This is a genomic window from Azospirillum sp. CT11-132, from assembly GCF_047302835.1.
Lineage (GTDB): Bacteria > Pseudomonadota > Alphaproteobacteria > Azospirillales > Azospirillaceae > Azospirillum.
Map to the genome: position 1 here is coordinate 522,176 of NZ_JBGLZA010000003.1, position 19,424 is coordinate 541,599.

Consider the following 19,424-nt stretch of genomic DNA (forward strand, 5'->3'; position numbering starts at 1 on the left):
CGGGCCGCATAGGACCTCGGCCACCCTTTACAGCGCAACGGATGGGTCGTTAGATCTGCGCTCGCCCGCCGGACGGCGGCGCGGGACTCACCGGTGGACGACCAGTGGACTTGCGGGATTCGGCAGGCGGGGTGAGACGGGCGGCGCTGGGCGCCGTCATGGCCGGGCTGTTTCTGTGCGCGGCGCCGGCTCGGCCGTCGGCGCTGGAGACGCAATCCGGCCCGGTGCCGGCGCCCTACACCGGCCTGGATCTGGTGACCGGCAATGACTACGCCCCCTACACCGGCGAGGATCTGCCGGGCGGCGGTCTGGTGACGGAGCTGGTCCGCCAGGCCTTCGCGGTCGGCGGGCGCCGCTACGATGTGCGCTTCATGCCGTGGAAGCGGGGCTATGACGGCGTGGTCCTGGGCCGTTTCCTCGCGACCTTCCCCTATGTCCGCACGCCCGAACGGGAGCGCGAGGTGCTGTTCTCCGACCCGGTGATCGAGGTGCGGCAGTTCGTCTATCTGTCGAAGCGGTCGGCGATGGAGTTCCATGACGGTGGCGCCGGCGGCAAGCCCGGCGGCGACTCCGGCGGCGTGACGGACTTCCGCGGGCGGACGGTCTGCCAGCCGGCCGGCTACGCCCTGCCGGCCGAGCTGGAAGAGCTGGTGCAATTGGGGCGGCTGACCCGGCACACGCCGTCGGACCTCGGCGCCTGCATGCGCATGGTGGCGACCGGCCGCGCCGACGCCCTGGTGATCGACGAATACAGCGCCGCCGCGGCGATCGTCCGTGCCGGTCTGGCCGAAGAAATCCGGGTATCGGAGCGGCCCTTCGCCGTGGTGACCCTGCATCTGGTGGTGGGGCGGGCCACGCCGGGGGCCGAAGCGATGGTCGCCGCCTTCAACGACGGGCTGAAGACGCTGAAACAGCAGGGGGTTTACCTTCGGCTGCTGGCCGCCCACACGGTTCAGCCTCTTCCCTGATTTCCCTCGGTTTTGCGCGGTCTTTGCGGAGACCGGGGCGATTTTCCGGTCCGATGCCGCGCTTTTCCGCGCCATAGGCCCCCGTCGCCATGGACAGGACGGTGCTTCGTGCTATAAACGCGCGGTTTCGATCATGGAAAAGGGGCGCGGGCCGTGGCCATCGACGCGTCGATTCTGGTCCTCAACGGGCCGAACCTCAACATGCTGGGCGTGCGGGAGCCGCAAATCTACGGGTCGATGACCCTGGACGACCTGGAGGCCGCCTGCCACGAGCGTGCCGATCAGCTGGGTCTGACCGTGGATTTCCGGCAGTCCAACCACGAAGGCGAACTGGTCTCGTGGATCCAGCAGGCGCGCACGGAGAATGACGGCATCGTCATCAACGCCGGCGCCTACACTCACACCTCGGTCGCGATCATGGACAGCCTGATCCTGTCGGAGCTGCCGGTGATCGAGGTCCATCTGTCGAACATCTTCAAGCGCGAGCCGGTCCGCCATCACTCCTACATCTCGCCGGTGGCGAGGGGGATGATCTGCGGGTTCGGGCCGCACGGGTATCTTCTGGCGCTGGACGCCATCGCGAACATCATCGACCGCGATTAAGGAAACGGGAACGACTGACATCATGGCGAGCTTCGACATCGACGGCGATCTGGTCCGCAAGCTGGCGGACCTCCTGCGTGAGACGGGCTTGAGCGAGATCGAGTTCGCCGAGGGCGAAAAGCGCATCCGCGTCACCCGCCCGACCGCCGCCCAGACGGTCGCCGTCCAGGCAGCCCCGGTCCTGGCGGCCGCCCCGGTCGTCGCCGCGGCGGCTCCGGCGGGCAAGCCGGTGAACCATCCGGGCGCGGTGACCTCGCCGATGGTCGGCACCGCCTATCTGGCGGCCGAGCCGGGCGGCACGCCCTTCGTCCGTCCGGGCGACGTGGTCAAGGCCGGCCAGACCATCATGATCATCGAGGCGATGAAGGTCATGAACCCGATCAAGGCCCCGCGCGGCGGCACCGTCGCCGAGGTGCTGGTGTCCGACGCCCAGCCGGTCGAGTTCGGCGAAGTTCTCCTCATCATCGAGTAAGCGGGGCATTCCCTTGGCGATGTTCGAAAAGGTCCTGATCGCGAACCGTGGTGAGATCGCTCTGCGCATCCACCGCGCCTGCCGCGAGATGGGGATCCAGACCGTGGCGGTGCATTCCACCGCCGACGCCGACGCCATGCACGTCCGCCTCGCCGACGAAAGCGTGTGCATCGGCCCGGCGTCCGCGCGCGACAGCTACCTCAACATTCCGGCCATCCTGTCGGCGGCGTCGATCACCAATGTCGACGCCATCCACCCCGGCATCGGCTTCCTGTCGGAAAACGCCCAGTTCGCGGAGATGGTGGAGGAGCACGGCTTCACCTTCATCGGCCCGACGCCGGAGCATATCCGGATCATGGGCGACAAGGTCACCGCCAAGAAGACGGTGATGGAGCAGGGGCTGCCGGTGGTGCCCGGCTCCGACGGTCCGGTGACGTCGCTGGAAGATGCGGAGAAGATCGCCCACGAGACCGGCTATCCGGTGCTGATCAAGGCGGCGGCGGGCGGCGGCGGCAAGGGCATGAAGGTCGCCCGCAACCCCGACCAGCTGAAGGAAGCCTATCAGCTGGCCCGTGGCGAGGCGCGCGCCGCCTTCGGCAACGACGAGGTCTATCTGGAGAAGTATCTCGGCCATCCGCGGCACATCGAGATCCAGCTCCTGGGCGACACCCACGGCACCTGCGTGCATTTCGGCGAGCGCGACTGCTCGGTCCAGCGCCGGCACCAGAAGGTGATCGAGGAGGCGCCGAGCCCGGCGCTGAACGCCGAACAGCGTGCCTTCATCGGCGATCTGGCGGCGAAGACGGCGGCGGCCATCGGCTATCGCGGCGTCGGCACGATGGAGTTCCTGTACGAGGACGGGCAGTTCTATTTCATCGAAATGAACACCCGCCTGCAGGTCGAACACACCATCACCGAGATGATCACCGGCATCGATCTGGTGCGCGAGCAGATCCGCGTCGCCGCCGGCGCGCCGCTGGGCTACGGCCAGTCGGATATCCGCTTCGAAGGCCACGCCATCGAATGCCGGGTGAATGCCGAGAACCCGGAGACCTTCATCCCGTCGCCGGGCAAGATCGACGGCTATCACGCGCCGGGCGGCCTGGGCGTGCGCGTCGATTCGGCTCTCTATGACGGCTACCGCGTGCCGTCGCATTACGACAGCCTGATCGCCAAGCTGGTCGTCCACGGCACCACCCGCAACGAGTGCCTGATGCGCCTGCGCCGCTCCATCGAAGAGTATGTGATCGGCGGCATCCAGACGACGCTGCCGCTGCATGACCGCATCATCGCCCAGCAGGCCTTCATCGACGGCAATTACGACATCCATTGGCTGGAACAGCTGATGGCGAAGTCCTGACCGCGCCGCGTCTATAGTACATACCCGCAAATGCTGCGGCGAACTGTCGCAGTGTTGAAAGCCCCTCCCTCAAGTCGAGAGAGGGGCTTTTCTTTTATAACGTTTCGCTGATAAAGCCGGCTTTATTCTCCGGTGACCATCTGGTCTTTTGCAATCTGGCAATCCGGCGGCTCGCCTGCGCTTTTTCTCGCAAACTGCGACGCTGAATGCATATGACCGCCGCCGGGCGGCTGCAATCCCCCGTCCCCCCGGCGTTGCCGTCCATAGGGGTTTTCCCGGAAGTCCGCTTTTCGGCCAACCGCGCGAGCATGGCACACCTCTTGCTGACTTGATCTGCATCAGTGCGGGGCGGTGCCTACCCAGGGTAGACGAAACTCCATTCCGTTAGCTGTGCCGAACCATCGCTTTTTTCCGGCGATGGTGTGTTCCCCTGGTCCGCATCCTGGCTGCGCATCCCTTGCGCCGCCGAACCTGCCCCCTGCCCGACGAGGTTCCGTCCATGCGTCTCAATGAACCGATCACCGACCGCGAAATCGAGATGGAAGACGGCGTGCTGCTGGTGTCGAGAACCGACACGGGCGGCCGCATAACCTTCGTCAACAAGGCCTTCGTCGACATCAGCGGCTATGCCGAGGACGAGCTGATCGGGGCACCGCACAACCTGATCCGCCATCCCCACATGCCGAAGGAGGCCTTCGCCGACCTGTGGGCGACGATCAAGGGCGGCCGGCCGTGGGAAGGGCTGGTGAAGAACCGGACCAAGACCGGCGATTTCTACTGGGTCCGCGCCAACGTCACCCCGGTGGTGGAGGACGGGACGGTGACCGGCTTCATCTCCATCCGCACCAAGCCGTCGCGCGAGCAGGTGGCGGCGACGGAACGGCTCTACGCCGACATTCGCGAAGGACGGGCGGGCCATCTGTCGGTGCGCGAGGGCCAGGCGGTGGCGCGGGGCGGCGCTGCGGCGCTGCGGCGCTGGGTGGCCAGCATCACCGGGCGGCTGACCCTGATCTTCGCCTTCATGGTCCTGTCGATGCTGGTGGTGGGCGGCGTCACGCTGCGCGGCATGTCCGACAGCAACGCCTCGCTGAAGACGGTGTATGAGGACCGGACGGTTCCCGCCGTGCAGATCGGCCAGATCCTGGACCATATGCGCGACAATGTGCAGACGCTGCAGCAGCTCATCATCGATACCCGCGACGGCACCGACTCCAAGGTGATCGCCGGCCGGGAGCAACGCATCTCCGGCAATGCCGCAACCATCGACCGGCTGTGGGCGGACTTTCTCACCACCCATCTGACGCCTGAGGAGAAGGAACTGGCGGAGCGTTTCGCCAGGCAGCGCGCCGCGTTCCTGAACGAAGGATTGAAGCCGGCGGTGGAGCTGGCGCGCCAGGGCGATTCGCTGCGGCTGGAGGTGATGGTCCGCGACCGCATCTATCCGCTGTTCCAGGCCGCCTTCCAGACCAACAAGGACCTGCTGCAGCTGCAGCTGACCGTTGCCCGTGGCGAATATGAGGGGGCGCTGGAGGATTTCCGCTGGCATCTGGTCTTCGCGGTGGCCGCCGGGCTGGCGGTGCTGGTGGCGGCGGTGCTCTGCGGCTTCATGCTGCTGCGCACCGTGCGGCGGCCGCTTGCCGATTTCTCGGCCGATTTCGACGCCATCGCCCGCAACGACCAGACCCACATCATCGACCTGCCGGCGGCGGTCGAGTTCCATCCCATCGCCGGGCAGCTGCGCGGGTTGAAGGCCCGGCTGTGCTACGCCGTGCAGGAGCGCGTCGAACGCGCCCGCCACGCCGACGAGGAGCGGCGCCGCGCGCTGGAGTCCATGGCCTCCACCGTGGAGCGCGAGGCCGGCCGTGCGGTGGAGGAGGTGGCCCAGCGCACCGGCGCCATGGCCAACGACGCCGAAGGCATGTCCGGGTCGGCCGAGCGGGTCAGCATCAACGCCCAGACTGTGGCGTCAGCTGCGGGCCAGGCGCTGGCCAACGCCCAGACCGTCGCCGCCGCCAGCGAGCAGCTGGCCGCCTCGATCCGCGAGATTTCCTCGCAGATCGCCCATTCCAGCGCGGTGACCCGCCGTGCGGTGGAAAGCGGCCACCACACCCAGGCCACCATCCGCTCCCTGTCGGAGACGGTGGCGAAGGTGGGCGAGGTGGTGAACCTGATCCAGTCGATCGCCGGCCAGACCAATCTTCTGGCGCTCAACGCCACCATCGAGGCGGCGCGGGCGGGGGAGGCCGGCAAGGGCTTCGCCGTCGTGGCGCAGGAGGTGAAGAACCTCGCCAACCAGACCGCCTCCTCGACCGAGGAGATCACGCGCCAGATCACCGCCATCCAGTCGGTGACCGATCAGGCGGTGCAGGCGGTGGAGGAGATCGGCCAGACCATCGCCGAGATCGACCACATCGCCGGTTCGATCGCCGCGGCGATGGAGGAGCAGTCGGCCGCCACCCAGGAGATCAGCCGCAACGTGGTGGAGACCTCCACTGCGGCGCAGGAGGTGTCGCACCGCATCGCCGCGGTGTCGGAGGAGGCCGACCGCACCGGCGAGCAGGCCACCCAGGTCAAGCACGGCTCCGGCGACGTCGCCCGCTCCATCGAGAGCCTGCGCATGGTGCTGGTCCGCATCGTCCGCACCTCCACCGGCGATGCCGACCGCCGGCGCAAGCCGCGCTATCAGGTGGAGGAGACGGGGACGCTGCTGATCGGCGGCGATCGACTGGCGGTGACCGTGCGCAACCTGTCCATCGGCGGCGCGATGATCGACCCGGTGACGGCGACCGACGGCGGTTCCCTGGCGGGCGCCACCGGCAAGCTGCGCTTGGACCGCTACGGCGCCGAGACGACGGTCGCGGTCAAGGCGGTGGAGCATAACCGCATCCATCTCGCCTTCGATGGCGAGACGATGTCGCGCGACTTCGTCCGGGCCGTCGAGATCGCCACGAAGGATCGTTCGCCGGTCGACGTGGCGGCCTGAACAGTTCCGGCAGTATCCAGCGCCTTACCAACAGTGGTCGACGCGGAACTTTGTGTGTCTTCTCCATTCCCTAGGTTGAGGAATGCTCCCCTGTGACAATTTCGCAAGGGAGTCCTTAGGGAGTGAAGGAGTATTATTGGGCTTGTCGCCGGGATCCTGTGCTCGTTCACGCGTCCCGCCGCTTGCACGGAATCGAGGGCCGGCCGCATCCATGGTCAACACCACAGCCTTGTCCCCCCTGATGGAGTGTCCCGAGCAGGACGCTTCGCGTTCGGGACTCCTCCAGACCGTTGCCGGCCCCCCGAACGCCACGCCGTCGAACGCCGCGCCGGGGACCGGACGGACGCCCCGCACCCGCCTGCGCTGGCGGCGCGGCCGGCAGGCGGCGGCGGTTCCGCGGCTGTATCAGGCGACCGACGCCGCCGGTGACGGGCTGTGGGATTGGGACATGGCCAGCGGCGCGGTGTGGTACAGCCCGCGATGGCAGACGATGCTGGGCTTCACGCCGGGCGAGGTGCCGCCGCATGTCGAATTCTGGCGCTCCCGCGTGCATCCCGATGACCTGCCGCTGGTCGAGGCGGCCCTGGCGGCGCATCTGTCGGGCGAGCGCCCGGTCTATGAATGCGAACACCGGGTCCGCGCCAAGTCGGGGGCGTGGCTCTGGATACTCGACCGCGGCCGGGTGATGAGCTGGGATGCGGAGCGCCGTCCGTCCCGCATGATCGGCACCCATGTCGACATCACCGCCCGCAAACGCATCGAGGAGGAACTGGCCGAAAGCCGGCTGCAGCTGGACGCCATTCTCGACAACGCGCCGGTGGGCGTCCTGCTGGTCGACCGCGACCGGGTGATCCGCCGCGTCAACAAATCGGTGGCCGCCACCTTCCAGCACCGGCTGGAGGACATCGTCGGCTGCAGCGCCCGCGTCATCTACGGCGACGACGGGGTGTTCGAGGAGGTGGGCCGGCGCGCCTATCCCCGGATGGAGGCCGGCGGCCAGTTCGACGAGGAGGTGGCGATGCGCCGCGCCGACGGCGCCGGCATCCGTTGCCGTCTGATCGGCCGGTCGGTGAAGGCGGGCGATCCCGAGCGCGGCTATGTCTGGGTGGTGGAGGACGTGACCGTCCGCTGGCGCGCCGAACAGGCGCTGAACGACCGCGCCGGCTTCCAGCGCGTGCTGCTGGACACGGTGCCGGTGCCGATCTTCGTGCAGGACGTGATGGGCCATTACGTCGACGCCAACAGCGCGTTCGAACGCTGGATGGGCATCGACCGGCAGGCGCTGTTCGGCCGCACCGTCTTCGATCTCGCCCCGCCGCACATCGCCGAGGCCGACGAGGCGGTGGACAAGGCCCTGCTGGCCGACCAGAAGCCGCAGAGCTACGAGACGCAGTTGCGCTGCGCCGACGGGACGCTGCGCGATGTGCTGTTCTCCAAGGCGGTCTATTGCCGGACCGGCGGCAAGCCGGCCGGGATCGTCGGCGCGGTGATGGACATCAGCGAGCGCAAGCATGCCGAACAGGCCCTGCTGGAACGGCAGCAGCTGTTCGAGCAGATTTTCGTCGCCAGCTGCGCGGTGAAGCTGCTGGTCGACCCGGCGGATGGGCGGATCGTCGACGCCAACCCGGCGGCGGCGGAGTTCTACGGCTATCCGCTCGACCGGCTGCGCAGCATGCATATCCAGGACATCAATGCCGCCCCGCGCACCGAGGTCGAGCGGGACCTGCATCACGCGGGCAGCGCCGGACAGCGGCATTTCCAGTTCCGTCACCGGCTGGCCTCCGGCGAGGTTCGCGATGTCGAGGTCTATATCAGCAACATCGTCGTGCATGGCCGCACCATGCTGATGTCGCTGATCCACGACATCACCGAACGCTGCCTGGCCGCCGACGCCCTTCGCCGCAAGACGCGCGAGCTTGAACGCTCCAACGCCGAGCTGGAGGCCTTCGCCTACGTCGCCTCGCACGACCTGCGCCAGCCCTTGCGCGTCATCACCAGCTATCTGACCCTGCTGGAGCGGGGCTTGGGCACGTCGCTGGACGAGGAGGCGCGGGAGTGCATCGACTTCGCCCGCGACGGCGCCCAGCGCATGGACCGGCTGATCGTCGACCTGCTGGAATATTCGCGGGTCGGGCGCAAGGCCAAGCCCTTCCGGCCGGTGCCGCTGGAGGAGCCGCTGCGTCTCGCGCTGCTGAACCTGGAGGTGGCGGTCCAGGACGCCGGCGCCACGGTGACCGTCGAGATGGCCGGCGTTGGTATGACCCCGACGGTGGCCGGCGACGACAACGAGCTGATGCGGCTGTTCCAGAACCTGATCGGCAACGCGGTGAAGTACCGCGAGCCCGGCCGTTCGCCCATCGTGCGCGTCGCCGTGGCGGCGGACCGGCAGGATGGCGTCGCCGTCTGGCGGATCGACATCCGCGACAACGGCATCGGCATCGCCGCCGAGGACCGCGAGCGTGTCTTCGGCATCTTCCAGCGGCTGCACCGCCGCGACGAGTATGAGGGCACCGGCGTCGGACTGGCGGTCTGCAAGAAGATCGTCGAGCATCACGGCGGCCGGCTGTGGGTCGCCGACCTTCCTTGGGACCTTCCCGGCGAGGGGGCGGACGATCTGCGTGGCGAGGACGGGCGCCCTTGCGGCAGCCTGTTCCGCATGGTCCTGCCGGCCCTCCCGAGTCCGCAATGACGATGCAGCCATCGCCCGCCCTGCGCCGGCCGCTTCCGGTGCTTCTGCGCCGGCTGCTGTCCGACGCACGGCGCATCTGGAAGCTCGCCGCCCTCCAGGCCGCGGTGACGCTGGTGCTGGTGCTGAGCTATCTCTGGATGGGCGACGTCTATGTCCGCGTCCTGGTGGCCGAATACCGCGCCAGCGCAGGGCTGACCGCCTCCTCGCTGGCCAGCACCCTGTCCAGCGCGCTGAACGAGCGTCTCGCCCTGGTCCGCGGCCTGACCGCCTTCGTCGAGGTGGCATCCGGCGCCGGCAACCTCGCCGACCAGTTCCCGCGCTATGCGGAGAGCCTGCGGCGCTCGGTGGTGGGGGTGCGCAACATTTCCGCCGCCCCGGATTTCGTCGTCCGCATCGTCTATCCGGTCGAGGGCAACGAGAAGGTCCTGGGCAACGACCTGCTGAAGGATTCCCGTCCCGGCTTCGCGGAGACGGTGCAGCGCGCCATCATCAGCCGTGACGTGACCATCCACGGCCCGGTCGACCTGCTGCAGGGCGGGCGGGGGCTGATCGCCCGCCAGATCGTCTATGGGCTGGATAAGGGAGGGCCGGTCAAGCCCTGGGGCGCGGTCGGACTGGTGTTCGATGTCGACGCCATCCTGAAGGAGGTGCGGTTCGACCGGGTGCCGCCGCATCTGACCTTCGCCCTGGTGACCGACTCCGGGCAGCGGGTGGCCGGCGACGCCCTGGTGATGAGGAACGACCCGCTGGTCGAGCGGATCAACCTGCCGGAAGGCCAGTGGGATCTGGCGCTGGCTCCGCGCAGCAGTTGGGAGGGGCTTGCCCATGCCGACCCGGCCTTCCGCGGGTTCCAGGCCGCCTTCCTGCTGCTGGCCCTGCTGACCGAGGCGATCACCTTCATGGCGGTCAGCCGCCGCTATTCGCTGGAAAGGCAGGTCGACCTGCGCACCGCCGAGCTTGGCCGCGCCAAGAACGAGCTGGAGCAATTCGCCTATGCCGCCGCCCATGACCTGCAGGAGCCGCTGCGCGCCATCGCCAGCTATGCCCAGCTTCTGGAGAAGCAGCAGAAGGGCAAGCTGGACGACGAGAGCGAGGGCTTCATCCGCGAGATCGTCGAGGGCGCCGGACGGCTGAAGATGCTGCTGCGCGACGTCCAGCTGTTCCTGGCGGAGGACCGGGTGCCGCTGGGCGGCGTCGTCGTGCCGGCGGGCGACGCGCTGAGGGCCGCGCTGAGCGCGCTGAAGCGGCGCATCGCCGAAGCGGGGGCCACCGTGACGGCGGCGGACCTGCCGGAGGTGCAGGGCGACGAGCGGCGCCTGCGCGAGATCTTCATCGTGCTGATCGGCAACGCCATCGAATACCGCCATCCCGACCGCCCGGCGGAGGTTCACGTCTCCCACCGGCGGGTCAATGGCCATGACGTGATCGACGTGCGCGACAACGGCATCGGCATCGACCCGCGCTACCGCGACCAGATCTTCGAGGTGTTCCGGCGCCTGCATTCGCGGGACGAGCATCCCGGCACCGGCATGGGGCTGGCCATCGCCCGCAAGATGGTGGAGCGGCTGGGCGGCCGCATCACCGTCGTTTCCAGCCCCGGCATCGGCAGCGTCTTTTCCATCCATCTGCCCACCCCCGCCTTCCGAGGATTCCCGTGATGCAGGACCTGACCACCCCCTTCGAGATCCTGCTGGTCGAGGACGATCCGGCCGACGCCGGCCTCGCCAAGCGCGCTTTGCGCGACGGGCGCATCCTGTGCAACGTCGGCCATGTCCGCGACGGGGTGGAGGCGATGGAGTATCTGCGCCGCCAGGGCTCCTTCGCCGGCGCCGCCCGCCCGGACCTGATCCTGCTCGACCTCAACATGCCGCGGATGGACGGCCGCGAGGTGCTGCAGGAATTGAAGGCGGACGACGAACTGAAGACCATTCCGGTGGTGATCCTCACCACATCCGACGTCGACCGCGACGTGAACGCCAGCTATCTGCTGGGCGCCAACAGCTTCATCACCAAGCCGATGGACATGGACGCCTTCTTCGATGCGGTGAAGAGCATCGAGGAATACTGGTTCCGTGTCGTCCGGCTGCCACGGTGAGGGAGGTCCGCCATGTCCATCGCCTTATCCGGCAAGCCGCTCTTATCCGACACTGCCGACCAGGAGCAGGGCCGCACCGCCATTCTGCTGGTCGAGGATGACGATGCCGACGCGCGTCTGGTCACCCGGTCGCTGACGCCCTATGCCCGCCGCGCCAGCGTTGCGCGCGCCACCTCGCTGAAGGAGGCGCGGGCCTGGCTGCACCGCAATGCCTGCGACGTGGTGCTTCTCGACCTGTCGCTGCCCGACAGTTTCGGGCTGGAGACGGTAACCCGCCTGCATGCCGACGCGCCGTCGCTGCCGCTGGTGGTGCTGACCGGCTATGACGACGAGGATTTCGCGCTGGATATCCTGGCCCACGGCGCGCAGGACTATCTGGTCAAGGGGCAGACCGACGGGCCGCTGATGTGGCGCGCCGTCCAGCACGCCATGGCCCGGAAAAGGCTGGAGGAGGAACTGCGCCTGTCGGAGGAGCGGCTGCAGGGCATCATCGGGCTGGCGCAGGACGCCATCCTGACCACCGACGCCAACCTGAACATCACCCTGTTCAACCGGGCGGCGGAAAGCTTGTTCGGCTATGACGCCGACGACATCCTCGGCCGTCCGCTGTCGCTGCTGATCCCCGAACGCTTCCGGCCGGACCATGACGCGCACATCGCCGACTTCAGCGTGTCGGAGACCCAGGCCCAGGTGATGACCAACCGCCGCGAGGTCCTGGGCCTGACCGCCGATGGCCAGGAATTTCCGGCGGAGGTGTCGATCGCCAAGCTGCACCACGCCCATGGCCTGCTGTTCACCGCCGTGATCCGCGACGTGTCGGAACGCAAGCGGGTGGAGAGCGAACTGCGCCGCATGGCGACCACCGATCCGCTGACCGGGCTGAACAACCGCCGCCGCTTCCTGGAGCTGGCCGAGGTCGAGATGGCGCGGCTGCGCCGCTATGGCCGGCCGGTGTCGGTGCTGATGCTGGACATCGACCGGTTCAAGGCGATCAACGACACCCACGGCCATGCGGTGGGCGACCATGCCCTGGTCAGGCTGGCGGAGGTCTGCCGCGACGAGCTGCGCGACACCGACCATATCGGCCGGCTGGGCGGCGAGGAGTTCGCCATCATCCTGCCGGAAACCCCGCTGGCTTCGGCAACCGAGGTGGCCGAACGGCTGCGTCAGCGTCTGGCGCTGGCCGAGGTGCCGATCGTCCCCGGCGACCATAGGCATGGATGCCTGCGCATGACCGTCAGCATCGGCGTCGCCATGTGCGGCGACGAGGAGTCCAGCATCGAACGCGCGCTGGGCCGCGCCGACCGGGCGCTCTACGAGGCGAAGGCGGCGGGCCGCAACCGCATCGTCGTCAGCGACGGCTATCCGGGCCCGGCCTTCGCCGCCGCGTCCGGCCCCATCTCCATCGCGAGCTGACGGCATCGTCGAGGAAAAATGACCGAAGGAACCTTGACCCAGCGGACCACTGAAATGGCGGCTGCAACGGCGAAGACCCCGGAGCCGGTTCTTCTGGTGTCCTCGCAGGCGGCGCTTGCCCGGCGCTACGCTCCGGTCTTCGGAGCGCCGGCGCGGGTGGAGACCGTGGCCGCGGCGCTGGACCGCCTGCGCGGCGGCGGTGCGGCGTCGGGCGAGACGGTGGTGTTGCTGGATGCTCCCACCGTGGCGGCGGTCGAGGCGCTGGCCCGGCTGGACCCGGCACCGGCGGTGGTGGTGCTGCTGCCGGACGCTCAGGGTGGGGGCCAGGGTGGGGGCCAGGGTGAGGGCCAGGGTGATGCGCGGGATGAGGTCGCGGGCTTCATCGCGGCCGGGGCGCAGGACGCCTTGCCGGTCGGCGACCTCACTGCCGAGTGCCTGAGGGCCGCGGTGTCGGCCGCCCGCCGGCGGCAGATGCGGGAGAACCGGCTGCGCGTGGCGCTGGCCGAGGCGGAGCGGGCACGGGGAGAGGCACAATCGCTGCTCGACGCCGCGGGGGACGCGGTGGCGGCGGCGCTCGACCCGATGATGGCGCTGACCTCCGCCGCGCTGGAATCGCCGCTGTTGCCGCGCCAGCAGGAGCGGCTGATCGCGGTCCAATTGGCGGGGGCCGCCCTGCGCGCCACCCTGTCGGCCCTGCGCCCGGTCGGGCGGGAGGCCGCCGTGGAGGAAAGCCTGACGCTCGCCGCGCTGGCGGACGGCGTCGGGGCGGTGACGGTGGAAGGCGGGGCGGAGGAGTGCTTCACCGGCGATGCCGCCGCACTGCGGGCGCTGCTGCCGCTGCTGACGGCGGAGGCGGGGGCTTCGGTGTCGCTGGGGGTGCGCCCGGCCGGCGACGGGGCGGAGCTGTCGGTGCGGCGCCGGGGCGATGCGCGGCTGCGCCCGCTGCTGCTGGCGGCGATCCAGCCGGCGCTGCGGCGGCTGCGGGGGCGCCTGCTGCCCGATAGTCCGGAGAGCGGGGCGGGGGAGGGGATGGTCATCCGCATCCCCGTCCGCCGGATGGAGCGGCCGGCCGCCCTGTCGGTGTTGCTGGTGGAGGACAATCCGATCGGCCGTCTGGTCGCCGCCGGCTTCTTCAAGGCGCTGGGCCATGGCGTGACGACGGCGGAGGATGGGGCGCAGGGGCTGGCCGCCGCGACGGACAAGCGCTTCGACCTGATCGTGATGGACGTTCAGATGCCGGTGATGGACGGCCATGAGGCCTGCCGCGCCATCCGCGCCCTGCCGGGGGAGGCCGGCCGCGTGCCGATCGTCGCGCTGACCGCCGGCACCGATGCCGAGGACGACGCGCAGTGCCGCGACGCCGGCATGGACGACTGCCTGCACAAGCCGCTGACCATGGATCGTCTGCGCGCGGTGCTGGAGCGCCTGTTCCCCGGCCGGGTGCAGGTCGGCGGATAGCCGCGGGCGGTGCAAATTGTCGAAAATTTTACAGAAGCAAAACCATATTCCACTCCATGGTAACCGAGCATCGGTTGCCGGCCGCCGGTTCGGACGGTATCAGTGGAAAGCGGTGATCTGGCCGGAGGATTGCGGATGGACATGCAGGTGATCGACTATTCCCGGCATCGTATCCTGGTCGTGGAGGACCAGCCCTTCGTCCGCCGCACCATCGTCCAGATCCTGGGCCAGATCGGTTTCCGCGACGTGGCGGAGGCCGAGGACGGTGAGACGGCGATGCGGGAATCGATCCGCGTCAACCCCGACCTGATCGTCTGCGACATCGACATGAAGCCGGTTTCCGGCCTGCAGTTCCTGGCCCGCCTGCGCGCCAGCACGGAGGCCGCCAACCCGCGCGCCCCTGTGGTGTTCCTGACCAACCACACCGAATCGGAGATCGTGAAGCAGGCGATGGCGCTGGGCGTCAACGGCTTCGTGGTCAAGCCGCCCTCCTTCTCCGCGCTGAAGGAGCGGGTGGACAGGCTGCTGGGGGGACGGTGAGACACGCCATCCTGCTCGCCACGCTGCTGCTCGCCGCCTGCTCCGGCGAGCCGTCGGAGGGCGACATGCGCAAGCTGGTGGAGGCGCACACCCGCCGCACGCTGGAGCGGCAGGGCAATGCCGGCTTCCGCGCCTTCGAGGACTTCCGCAAGCAGGGCTGCGTCGACGCGAAGCTGAAGGGCGGGCAGGACAATGGCGGCCAATATGACTGCTATTACGCCGCCACCTTCGTGCCGCAGCCGGGCCAGCCGCCGCTGACCGTCAACGGCAAGGGTCGCTTCCGCCGCACCGACAAGGGCCTGACCTTCGAGGATCTGGGCGCGCAGCCGCGCTGACTCCCATTACCCCCCACGTGCGAGGCGGGAGAGGGTGGACAGCGGATCGCCGGCCTCCTCGCCGAAGCAGACCTCCACGTCGTCGCACACCTCGCAGTTGGGGGACTTGCACAGCATCAGCCCCTCGCGCTCGCATAGCTGGCGATAGAAGAACTTCTTCCATTTCATGTCGCCGGCATTCATCGCCACCAGCGCCGGGAAATGCCGCTGGAACAGGAGGTTGAGTTCGCCGCGGTCGTGGAAGCCCATATCCTGCCAAAGATGGTTCGGCTCCAGCGACCGGCGGGCCAGGATGGCGGCGAGCCAGCGCTCCTCGTCCGCCCCCCGCGCGCCATGCTCGGCCAGGAAGGCGCGCAGGTCGGCCTCCTCGATGGCGTCCTCGCCGGCTTCGTCCCCGTCGGACAGGGCGGCGACCGTATCGGCAAGTTGCGGGGCGTGACGCGCCGCAAGCTCCGCCAGTTCCGCCTTGGTCAGCGCCAGCGCCTGGGTCATCGTCCGCACCGGATCGGCGGCGGCCAGCGCCAGGATCCGGCCGAAGATCATGCGGTCGGCGGCAACCTCGTCAGCAGCGGGAGTTTGGGCAGCGGTTTGGGCAAGGGCTTGGGCAGTGGGCTGGGACAGGACCACTCGGCATCTCCACCGGCAAAGAGCACCCGCGACGCCTGTTATCCTGACCCATCATGCTGCACCTGCGAAAGGCACTGCTCGCCTGCCGGCACTGCGGCATTGCGCCGCATCAGCCGGCTGGCCCGTCGATCTCCGCCGTGATCTCCGCTGCGAAACGTTCGAAGAAGCCGGCGAGCACACGGTCGGTTTTGGCCTGCACCAGCTTCACCGCCAGCCGGCCGACCGCGCCGCCCAGCGCCACCGACAGGCTGTAGGTCAGCAGGGTGCGCCCGTCCGCCTCTTCCAGCACCACCAGCGCCTCGCCCTTCACTGCTCCGGCCAGCCCGCCGTTGCCCTGGGCGACCAGCCGGTAGCGGTGGGCGCCGTCCTCCGGCTCCAGCCGCAGCCGGCCGGAGAAGCGCGCCTTCATCGGCCCAAGGGTGGTGCGCACCCGCGCGGCATAGTCGGTGGCGGACAGCCGCTCCATCTCTTCCAGAACCGGGATGCAGCGCATCAGCACCCCCGGGTCGCAAAGCGCCGCGAACACGCGGTCGCGCGGTCCGGGGACGCTGTGGGTGCCGGTGATGTCCATGCGCGCTCTTCCTTCCTTGCCGTCCCGGTACAACAGTTTTGCCGGGCCGAATCATCCCGGCCAATCCGTTCGGGCCATGACATCTGGTATTGCTTGGCCCTTGAGCCAAGCCAGTGAAAAAGACGGAGATCGAAAGCCATGCGACAAGCCGCCACGACGCTGACCGTCCCCACCCGCGGCGCCGGGCTGGTCGAGGTGACCGCCCAGGTGCGGCATTGGGTGGCGGAGCAGGGCATGGACACCGGGCTGCTGACGGTGTTCTGCCGCCACACCTCGGCATCCCTGACCGTCCAGGAGAATGCCGATCCCGACGTGCAGGCCGACCTGCTGCGCTTCTTCCGCCGTCTGGTGGCGGAGGACCCGTCGCTCTACGCCCACACCACCGAGGGGCCGGACGACATGCCCGCCCACATCCGCTCGGCCCTGACCGGCGTCAGCCTGTCGATCCCGGTGATGGAAGGGGAGCCGGCGCTGGGCACCTGGCAGGGCATCTACCTGTTCGAACATCGCGCCCGGCCGCACCGGCGCGAGATCGCGCTGCACCTGATCGGCGACTGAGGGGCGGCCCGCCTGACCTCTCCTTGCCTGAAATATCTTTCATCCGGTCGCAAGGCGGCGGTGAAGGGCGGTTCCCTATGTTCAGGACAACAGCGGTGAGGCGGTGCGGCGGTCTGAAGGCCGGCCATCGCCTCCCGGAAGTCGGAATCGCCTGATTGGAGTGTCGCCGTCATGACCACCCTTCCTCCCACCCAGAGCCAGACCCCGAACCAGACCCAGCGTCCGGGCCGTTTTCGTCGGACCGTCGCCGCCCTGCTGCTGGGTTCGACCGTGCTGACGGCTCCGGCGCTGGCCGGCTGGGCGGTGTCGCAGGCCCAGCAGAACGGCGCCACGCCCCCCGCCGTCACGATGACGCAGGACACGCCCTCGACCTTCGCCGATCTCGCCGCCAAGGTCAGCCCCGCCGTCGTCAACATCTCCGCCACCCAGGAGGCCAAGGCCGACCCGCGGGCTCAGCGCGGCCCGCAGATCCCCGGCTTCCCGCCCGGTTCGCCGTTCGAAGAGTTCTTCCGCCAGTTCCAGGACCAGATGGGCCAAAACGGCGGCCCCGGCGGCGGCCCCGGCGGCGGTCAGGATGACCAGGAACAGGCGCCGCGCGGCAAGATGGGGGCGCTCGGCTCCGGCTTCATCATCGACCCGGCCGGCTATGTCGTGACCAACAACCACGTCATCGACGGCGCCAGCGAGATCACCGTCACCCTGCAGGACGGCACCGCCATGCCGGCCAAGCTGATCGGCCGCGACGCCAAGACCGATCTCGCCCTCTTGAAGGTGAAATCGGACAAGCCGCTGCCGTCGGTCGAATGGGCGGACAGCGACAAGACCCGCGTCGGCGACTGGGTGATGGCGGTCGGCAACCCGTTCGGGCTGGGCGGCACCGTCACCAAGGGCATCGTGTCGGCCCGCGGTCGCGACATCCACAGCGGTCCCTACGACGATTACTTCCAGCTCGACGCCGCCATCAACCGTGGCAATTCGGGCGGCCCGACCTTCGACCTCAGCGGCCATGTGATCGGCATCAACACCGCCATCTATTCGCCCAACGGCGGCTCGGTGGGCATCGGCTTCGCCATTCCCTCCAACCTCGCCAAGGAGGTGGTGGCCCAGTTGAAGGAAAGCGGCAAGGTTGAGCGCGGCTGGCTCGGCGTGAAGATCCAGGAGGTGACGCCGGACATTGCCGATAGTGTGGGGTTGCCCAGCGCCAAGGGCGCCCTGGTGGCCGACGTCACCGCCGACAGCCCGGCCCAGCGCGCCGGCCTGCGCCAGGGCGATGTCGTGCTGTCCTATGCCGGCAAGCCGGTCAACACCCTGCGCGACCTGACCCGCAACGTGGCGGAGACCAAGGCCGGCGATACGGTCGAGATGAAGATCCTGCGCGACGGCCGCGAAAAGACGGTTCCGGTGCGCATCGACCGCCTGTCCGACCAGCCGCAGGTCGCCTCGGCCGACACCGGCAACAGCCCTGCCGGGCAGGAGGAGGTCGCGCCGGTGAAGGGGCTGAAGCTCGCCCCGCTGGACCGGGCCGCGCGCAAGCGGCTGGGCATCGACGATGCTGTCCAGGGTGTGGTGGTCACCGGCCTGTCCTCCAGCGTCGATGTGCCGATCCGCCCCGGCGACGTGATCGAACGGGTCGGTGACGCCGAGGTGAAGAGCCCGGCCGACGTCCGCCACCGGGTGGCGGAGGCCGAGAAGGCGGGGCAGAAGGCGCTGCTGATGCTGATCAACCGCCAGGGCAACGAGTCCTTCGTCGCGCTGAAGCTGAAGGCGTGAGGCAAAGTCCGGTCTGTTCTTAACGCCGTAAGAGTCCCCTCTCCCCCCTGGGGAGAGGGGGCATCTTGTCGTGCTTGGCCGGGCTGTTTTGGGAGGCTACACTCGTGCTCATGAAGATTCTCGTCATCGAAGATGATCGCCAGGCCGCCAGCTACCTTGCGAAGGGGCTGAAGGAGGCTGGCCATGTGGTGGACGTCGCCAACGACGGGAAGGAAGGCCTGTTCCTGGCCGGGGCCGAGCATTACGACGTGATGGTCGTCGACCGCATGCTGCCCGGCCGCGACGGGCTGTCACTGGTCCAGGTGCTGCGGGCGGCCGGCAACGACACGCCGGTGCTGTTCCTGTCGGCGCTGGGCAGCGTCGACGACCGGGTGAAGGGGCTGAAGGCCGGCGGCGACGATTACCTGACCAAGCCCTTCGCCTTCTCCGAACTGCTGGCCCGGATCGAGGTGCTGGTGCGCCGGCGCGGCGCCGGCCAGCCGCAGACCCGCCTCAGCGTCGGCGACCTGGAACTCGACCTGCTGTCGCGCAGCGTCAAGCGGGCCGGCAAGGCCATCGACCTGCTGCCGCGCGAGTTCTCGCTGCTGGAATATCTGATGCGCAACGCCGGCAGCGTGGTGACCCGCACCATGATGCTGGAGAATGTGTGGGACTATCACTTCGATCCGCAGACCAACGTGATCGACGTGCACATCGCCCGTCTGCGCCAGAAGATCGACAAGGACTTTCCCACGCCCCTGATCCACACCGTGCGCGGCGCCGGCTACAGCCTGCGCGCGGCGGAGGCCTAAAAGACTTTATGGAGTTTGGCTTTTGACGGCGGCGATTCCCCTCTCCCCCCCGGGGAGAGGGCAGGGTGAGGGGGAACCGCCTGCCGGACGCTCCTCGCAATGCATCCCCCTCACCCAACCCTCTCCCCGCTATCGGCGGACCGATGGTCCGCCTGTCGCGTCAGCGCAAACGAAGTTTGCGCGTGAGC

At 68.8% G+C, this 19,424-nt stretch carries 17 protein-coding genes; 15 read left to right on the forward strand and 2 right to left on the reverse strand.

The annotated features are described in order from the left end of the window. The first annotated feature begins 104 nt into the window (after positions 1-104). The 12 genes from ACCD06_RS08255 to ACCD06_RS08310 all read left to right on the forward strand — a co-directional run bounded on the left by ACCD06_RS08255 (position 105) and on the right by ACCD06_RS08310 (position 14,919). Positions 105-968, forward strand: a complete 864-nt coding sequence (locus tag ACCD06_RS08255; protein ID WP_413339987.1) for a substrate-binding periplasmic protein — start codon at positions 105-107, stop codon at positions 966-968. A gap of 153 nt (positions 969-1,121) precedes the next feature. Continuing rightward, entirely contained in the window at positions 1,122-1,571 is a 450-nt protein-coding gene (gene aroQ / locus ACCD06_RS08260) for a type II 3-dehydroquinate dehydratase (protein ID WP_014247329.1), read from the forward strand. Positions 1,572-1,593: 22 nt separating this feature from the next. Beyond that, entirely contained in the window at positions 1,594-2,043 is a 450-nt protein-coding gene (locus ACCD06_RS08265; RefSeq protein ID WP_109074517.1) for an acetyl-CoA carboxylase biotin carboxyl carrier protein, read from the forward strand. 19 nt (positions 2,044-2,062) lie between these two features. Further along, entirely contained in the window at positions 2,063-3,403 is a 1,341-nt protein-coding gene (gene accC / locus ACCD06_RS08270; RefSeq protein WP_109074516.1) for an acetyl-CoA carboxylase biotin carboxylase subunit, read from the forward strand. 499 nt (positions 3,404-3,902) lie between these two features. After that, a complete protein-coding gene (locus ACCD06_RS08275; RefSeq protein WP_413339990.1) occupies positions 3,903-6,386 on the forward strand; it encodes a methyl-accepting chemotaxis protein in 2,484 nt (827 codons plus the stop codon). Between the two features lie 211 nt (positions 6,387-6,597). Beyond that, a complete protein-coding gene (locus tag ACCD06_RS08280) occupies positions 6,598-9,075 on the forward strand; it encodes a PAS domain S-box protein (RefSeq protein WP_413339992.1) in 2,478 nt (825 codons plus the stop codon). Then, positions 9,072-10,733, forward strand: coding sequence for a sensor histidine kinase (locus tag ACCD06_RS08285; RefSeq protein WP_109074513.1), 1,662 nt, complete (start codon positions 9,072-9,074; stop codon positions 10,731-10,733). The genes ACCD06_RS08280 and ACCD06_RS08285 overlap by 4 nt, the downstream gene beginning before the upstream one ends. Next, positions 10,733-11,170 (forward strand): response regulator, encoded by a 438-nt coding sequence (locus tag ACCD06_RS08290; RefSeq protein WP_085089060.1) that lies wholly within the window; start codon positions 10,733-10,735, stop codon positions 11,168-11,170. The genes ACCD06_RS08285 and ACCD06_RS08290 overlap by 1 nt, the downstream gene beginning before the upstream one ends. A gap of 12 nt (positions 11,171-11,182) precedes the next feature. Continuing rightward, a complete protein-coding gene (locus ACCD06_RS08295) occupies positions 11,183-12,586 on the forward strand; it encodes a diguanylate cyclase (RefSeq protein ID WP_413339995.1) in 1,404 nt (467 codons plus the stop codon). An 18-nt stretch (positions 12,587-12,604) separates the two neighbouring features. Next, positions 12,605-14,044 carry a response regulator gene (locus ACCD06_RS08300; protein WP_413339997.1) on the forward strand — a complete coding sequence of 480 codons (1,440 nt, stop codon included), beginning with the start codon at positions 12,605-12,607 and terminating at the stop codon, positions 14,042-14,044. 135 nt (positions 14,045-14,179) lie between these two features. Then, positions 14,180-14,584 (forward strand): response regulator, encoded by a 405-nt coding sequence (locus ACCD06_RS08305; RefSeq protein WP_109151486.1) that lies wholly within the window; start codon positions 14,180-14,182, stop codon positions 14,582-14,584. Next, positions 14,581-14,919, forward strand: a complete 339-nt coding sequence (locus ACCD06_RS08310) for a hypothetical protein (protein ID WP_109074508.1) — start codon at positions 14,581-14,583, stop codon at positions 14,917-14,919. Before ACCD06_RS08305 ends, ACCD06_RS08310 begins: the two co-directional genes overlap by 4 nt. Before the next feature lie 6 nt (positions 14,920-14,925). Here the strand turns inward: ACCD06_RS08310 and ACCD06_RS08315 are convergent, their stop codons facing one another. Both ACCD06_RS08315 and ACCD06_RS08320 read right to left on the reverse strand, forming a co-directional pair. Continuing rightward, positions 14,926-15,546: a nitrogen fixation protein NifQ gene (locus ACCD06_RS08315; protein WP_247871287.1), complete on the reverse strand. Its 621-nt coding sequence runs from the start codon at positions 15,544-15,546 to the stop codon at positions 14,926-14,928. A gap of 109 nt (positions 15,547-15,655) precedes the next feature. After that, the gene (locus ACCD06_RS08320) at positions 15,656-16,117 is read right to left on the reverse strand and encodes a CoxG family protein (RefSeq protein ID WP_109074506.1); all 462 of its coding nucleotides are present in this window, start codon (positions 16,115-16,117) and stop codon (positions 15,656-15,658) included. A 138-nt stretch (positions 16,118-16,255) separates the two neighbouring features. On the opposite strand from ACCD06_RS08320, the gene ACCD06_RS08325 reads away from it, so the two are divergent. From ACCD06_RS08325 to ACCD06_RS08335, 3 genes are all read left to right on the forward strand, one after another. Then, positions 16,256-16,675 carry a secondary thiamine-phosphate synthase enzyme YjbQ gene (locus ACCD06_RS08325; protein ID WP_109074505.1) on the forward strand — a complete coding sequence of 140 codons (420 nt, stop codon included), beginning with the start codon at positions 16,256-16,258 and terminating at the stop codon, positions 16,673-16,675. Between the two features lie 171 nt (positions 16,676-16,846). Then, positions 16,847-18,445 carry a DegQ family serine endoprotease gene (locus ACCD06_RS08330; RefSeq protein WP_413340000.1) on the forward strand — a complete coding sequence of 533 codons (1,599 nt, stop codon included), beginning with the start codon at positions 16,847-16,849 and terminating at the stop codon, positions 18,443-18,445. 110 nt (positions 18,446-18,555) lie between these two features. Next, positions 18,556-19,236: a response regulator transcription factor gene (locus ACCD06_RS08335; protein ID WP_109074503.1), complete on the forward strand. Its 681-nt coding sequence runs from the start codon at positions 18,556-18,558 to the stop codon at positions 19,234-19,236. Positions 19,237-19,424 lie beyond the last annotated feature (188 nt).

Bases quoted from the DNA above. Each gene is read 5' to 3' on its own strand.
- ACCD06_RS08290 (WP_085089060.1), top strand. From the start codon at position 10,733: ATGCAGGACCTGACCACCCCCTTCGAGATCCTGCTGGTCGAGGACGAT.
- ACCD06_RS08265 (WP_109074517.1), top strand. From the start codon at position 1,594: ATGGCGAGCTTCGACATCGACGGCGATCTGGTCCGCAAGCTGGCGGAC.
- ACCD06_RS08300 (WP_413339997.1), top strand. From the start codon at position 12,605: ATGACCGAAGGAACCTTGACCCAGCGGACCACTGAAATGGCGGCTGCA.
- ACCD06_RS08275 (WP_413339990.1), top strand. From the start codon at position 3,903: ATGCGTCTCAATGAACCGATCACCGACCGCGAAATCGAGATGGAAGAC.
- ACCD06_RS08295 (WP_413339995.1), top strand. From the start codon at position 11,183: ATGTCCATCGCCTTATCCGGCAAGCCGCTCTTATCCGACACTGCCGAC.
- ACCD06_RS08325 (WP_109074505.1), top strand. From the start codon at position 16,256: ATGCGACAAGCCGCCACGACGCTGACCGTCCCCACCCGCGGCGCCGGG.
- ACCD06_RS08285 (WP_109074513.1), top strand. From the start codon at position 9,072: ATGACGATGCAGCCATCGCCCGCCCTGCGCCGGCCGCTTCCGGTGCTT.
- ACCD06_RS08305 (WP_109151486.1), top strand. From the start codon at position 14,180: ATGGACATGCAGGTGATCGACTATTCCCGGCATCGTATCCTGGTCGTG.
- accC (WP_109074516.1), top strand. From the start codon at position 2,063: ATGTTCGAAAAGGTCCTGATCGCGAACCGTGGTGAGATCGCTCTGCGC.
- ACCD06_RS08330 (WP_413340000.1), top strand. From the start codon at position 16,847: ATGACCACCCTTCCTCCCACCCAGAGCCAGACCCCGAACCAGACCCAG.
- ACCD06_RS08335 (WP_109074503.1), top strand. From the start codon at position 18,556: ATGAAGATTCTCGTCATCGAAGATGATCGCCAGGCCGCCAGCTACCTT.
- ACCD06_RS08280 (WP_413339992.1), top strand. From the start codon at position 6,598: ATGGTCAACACCACAGCCTTGTCCCCCCTGATGGAGTGTCCCGAGCAG.
- ACCD06_RS08320 (WP_109074506.1), bottom strand. From the start codon at position 16,117: ATGGACATCACCGGCACCCACAGCGTCCCCGGACCGCGCGACCGCGTG.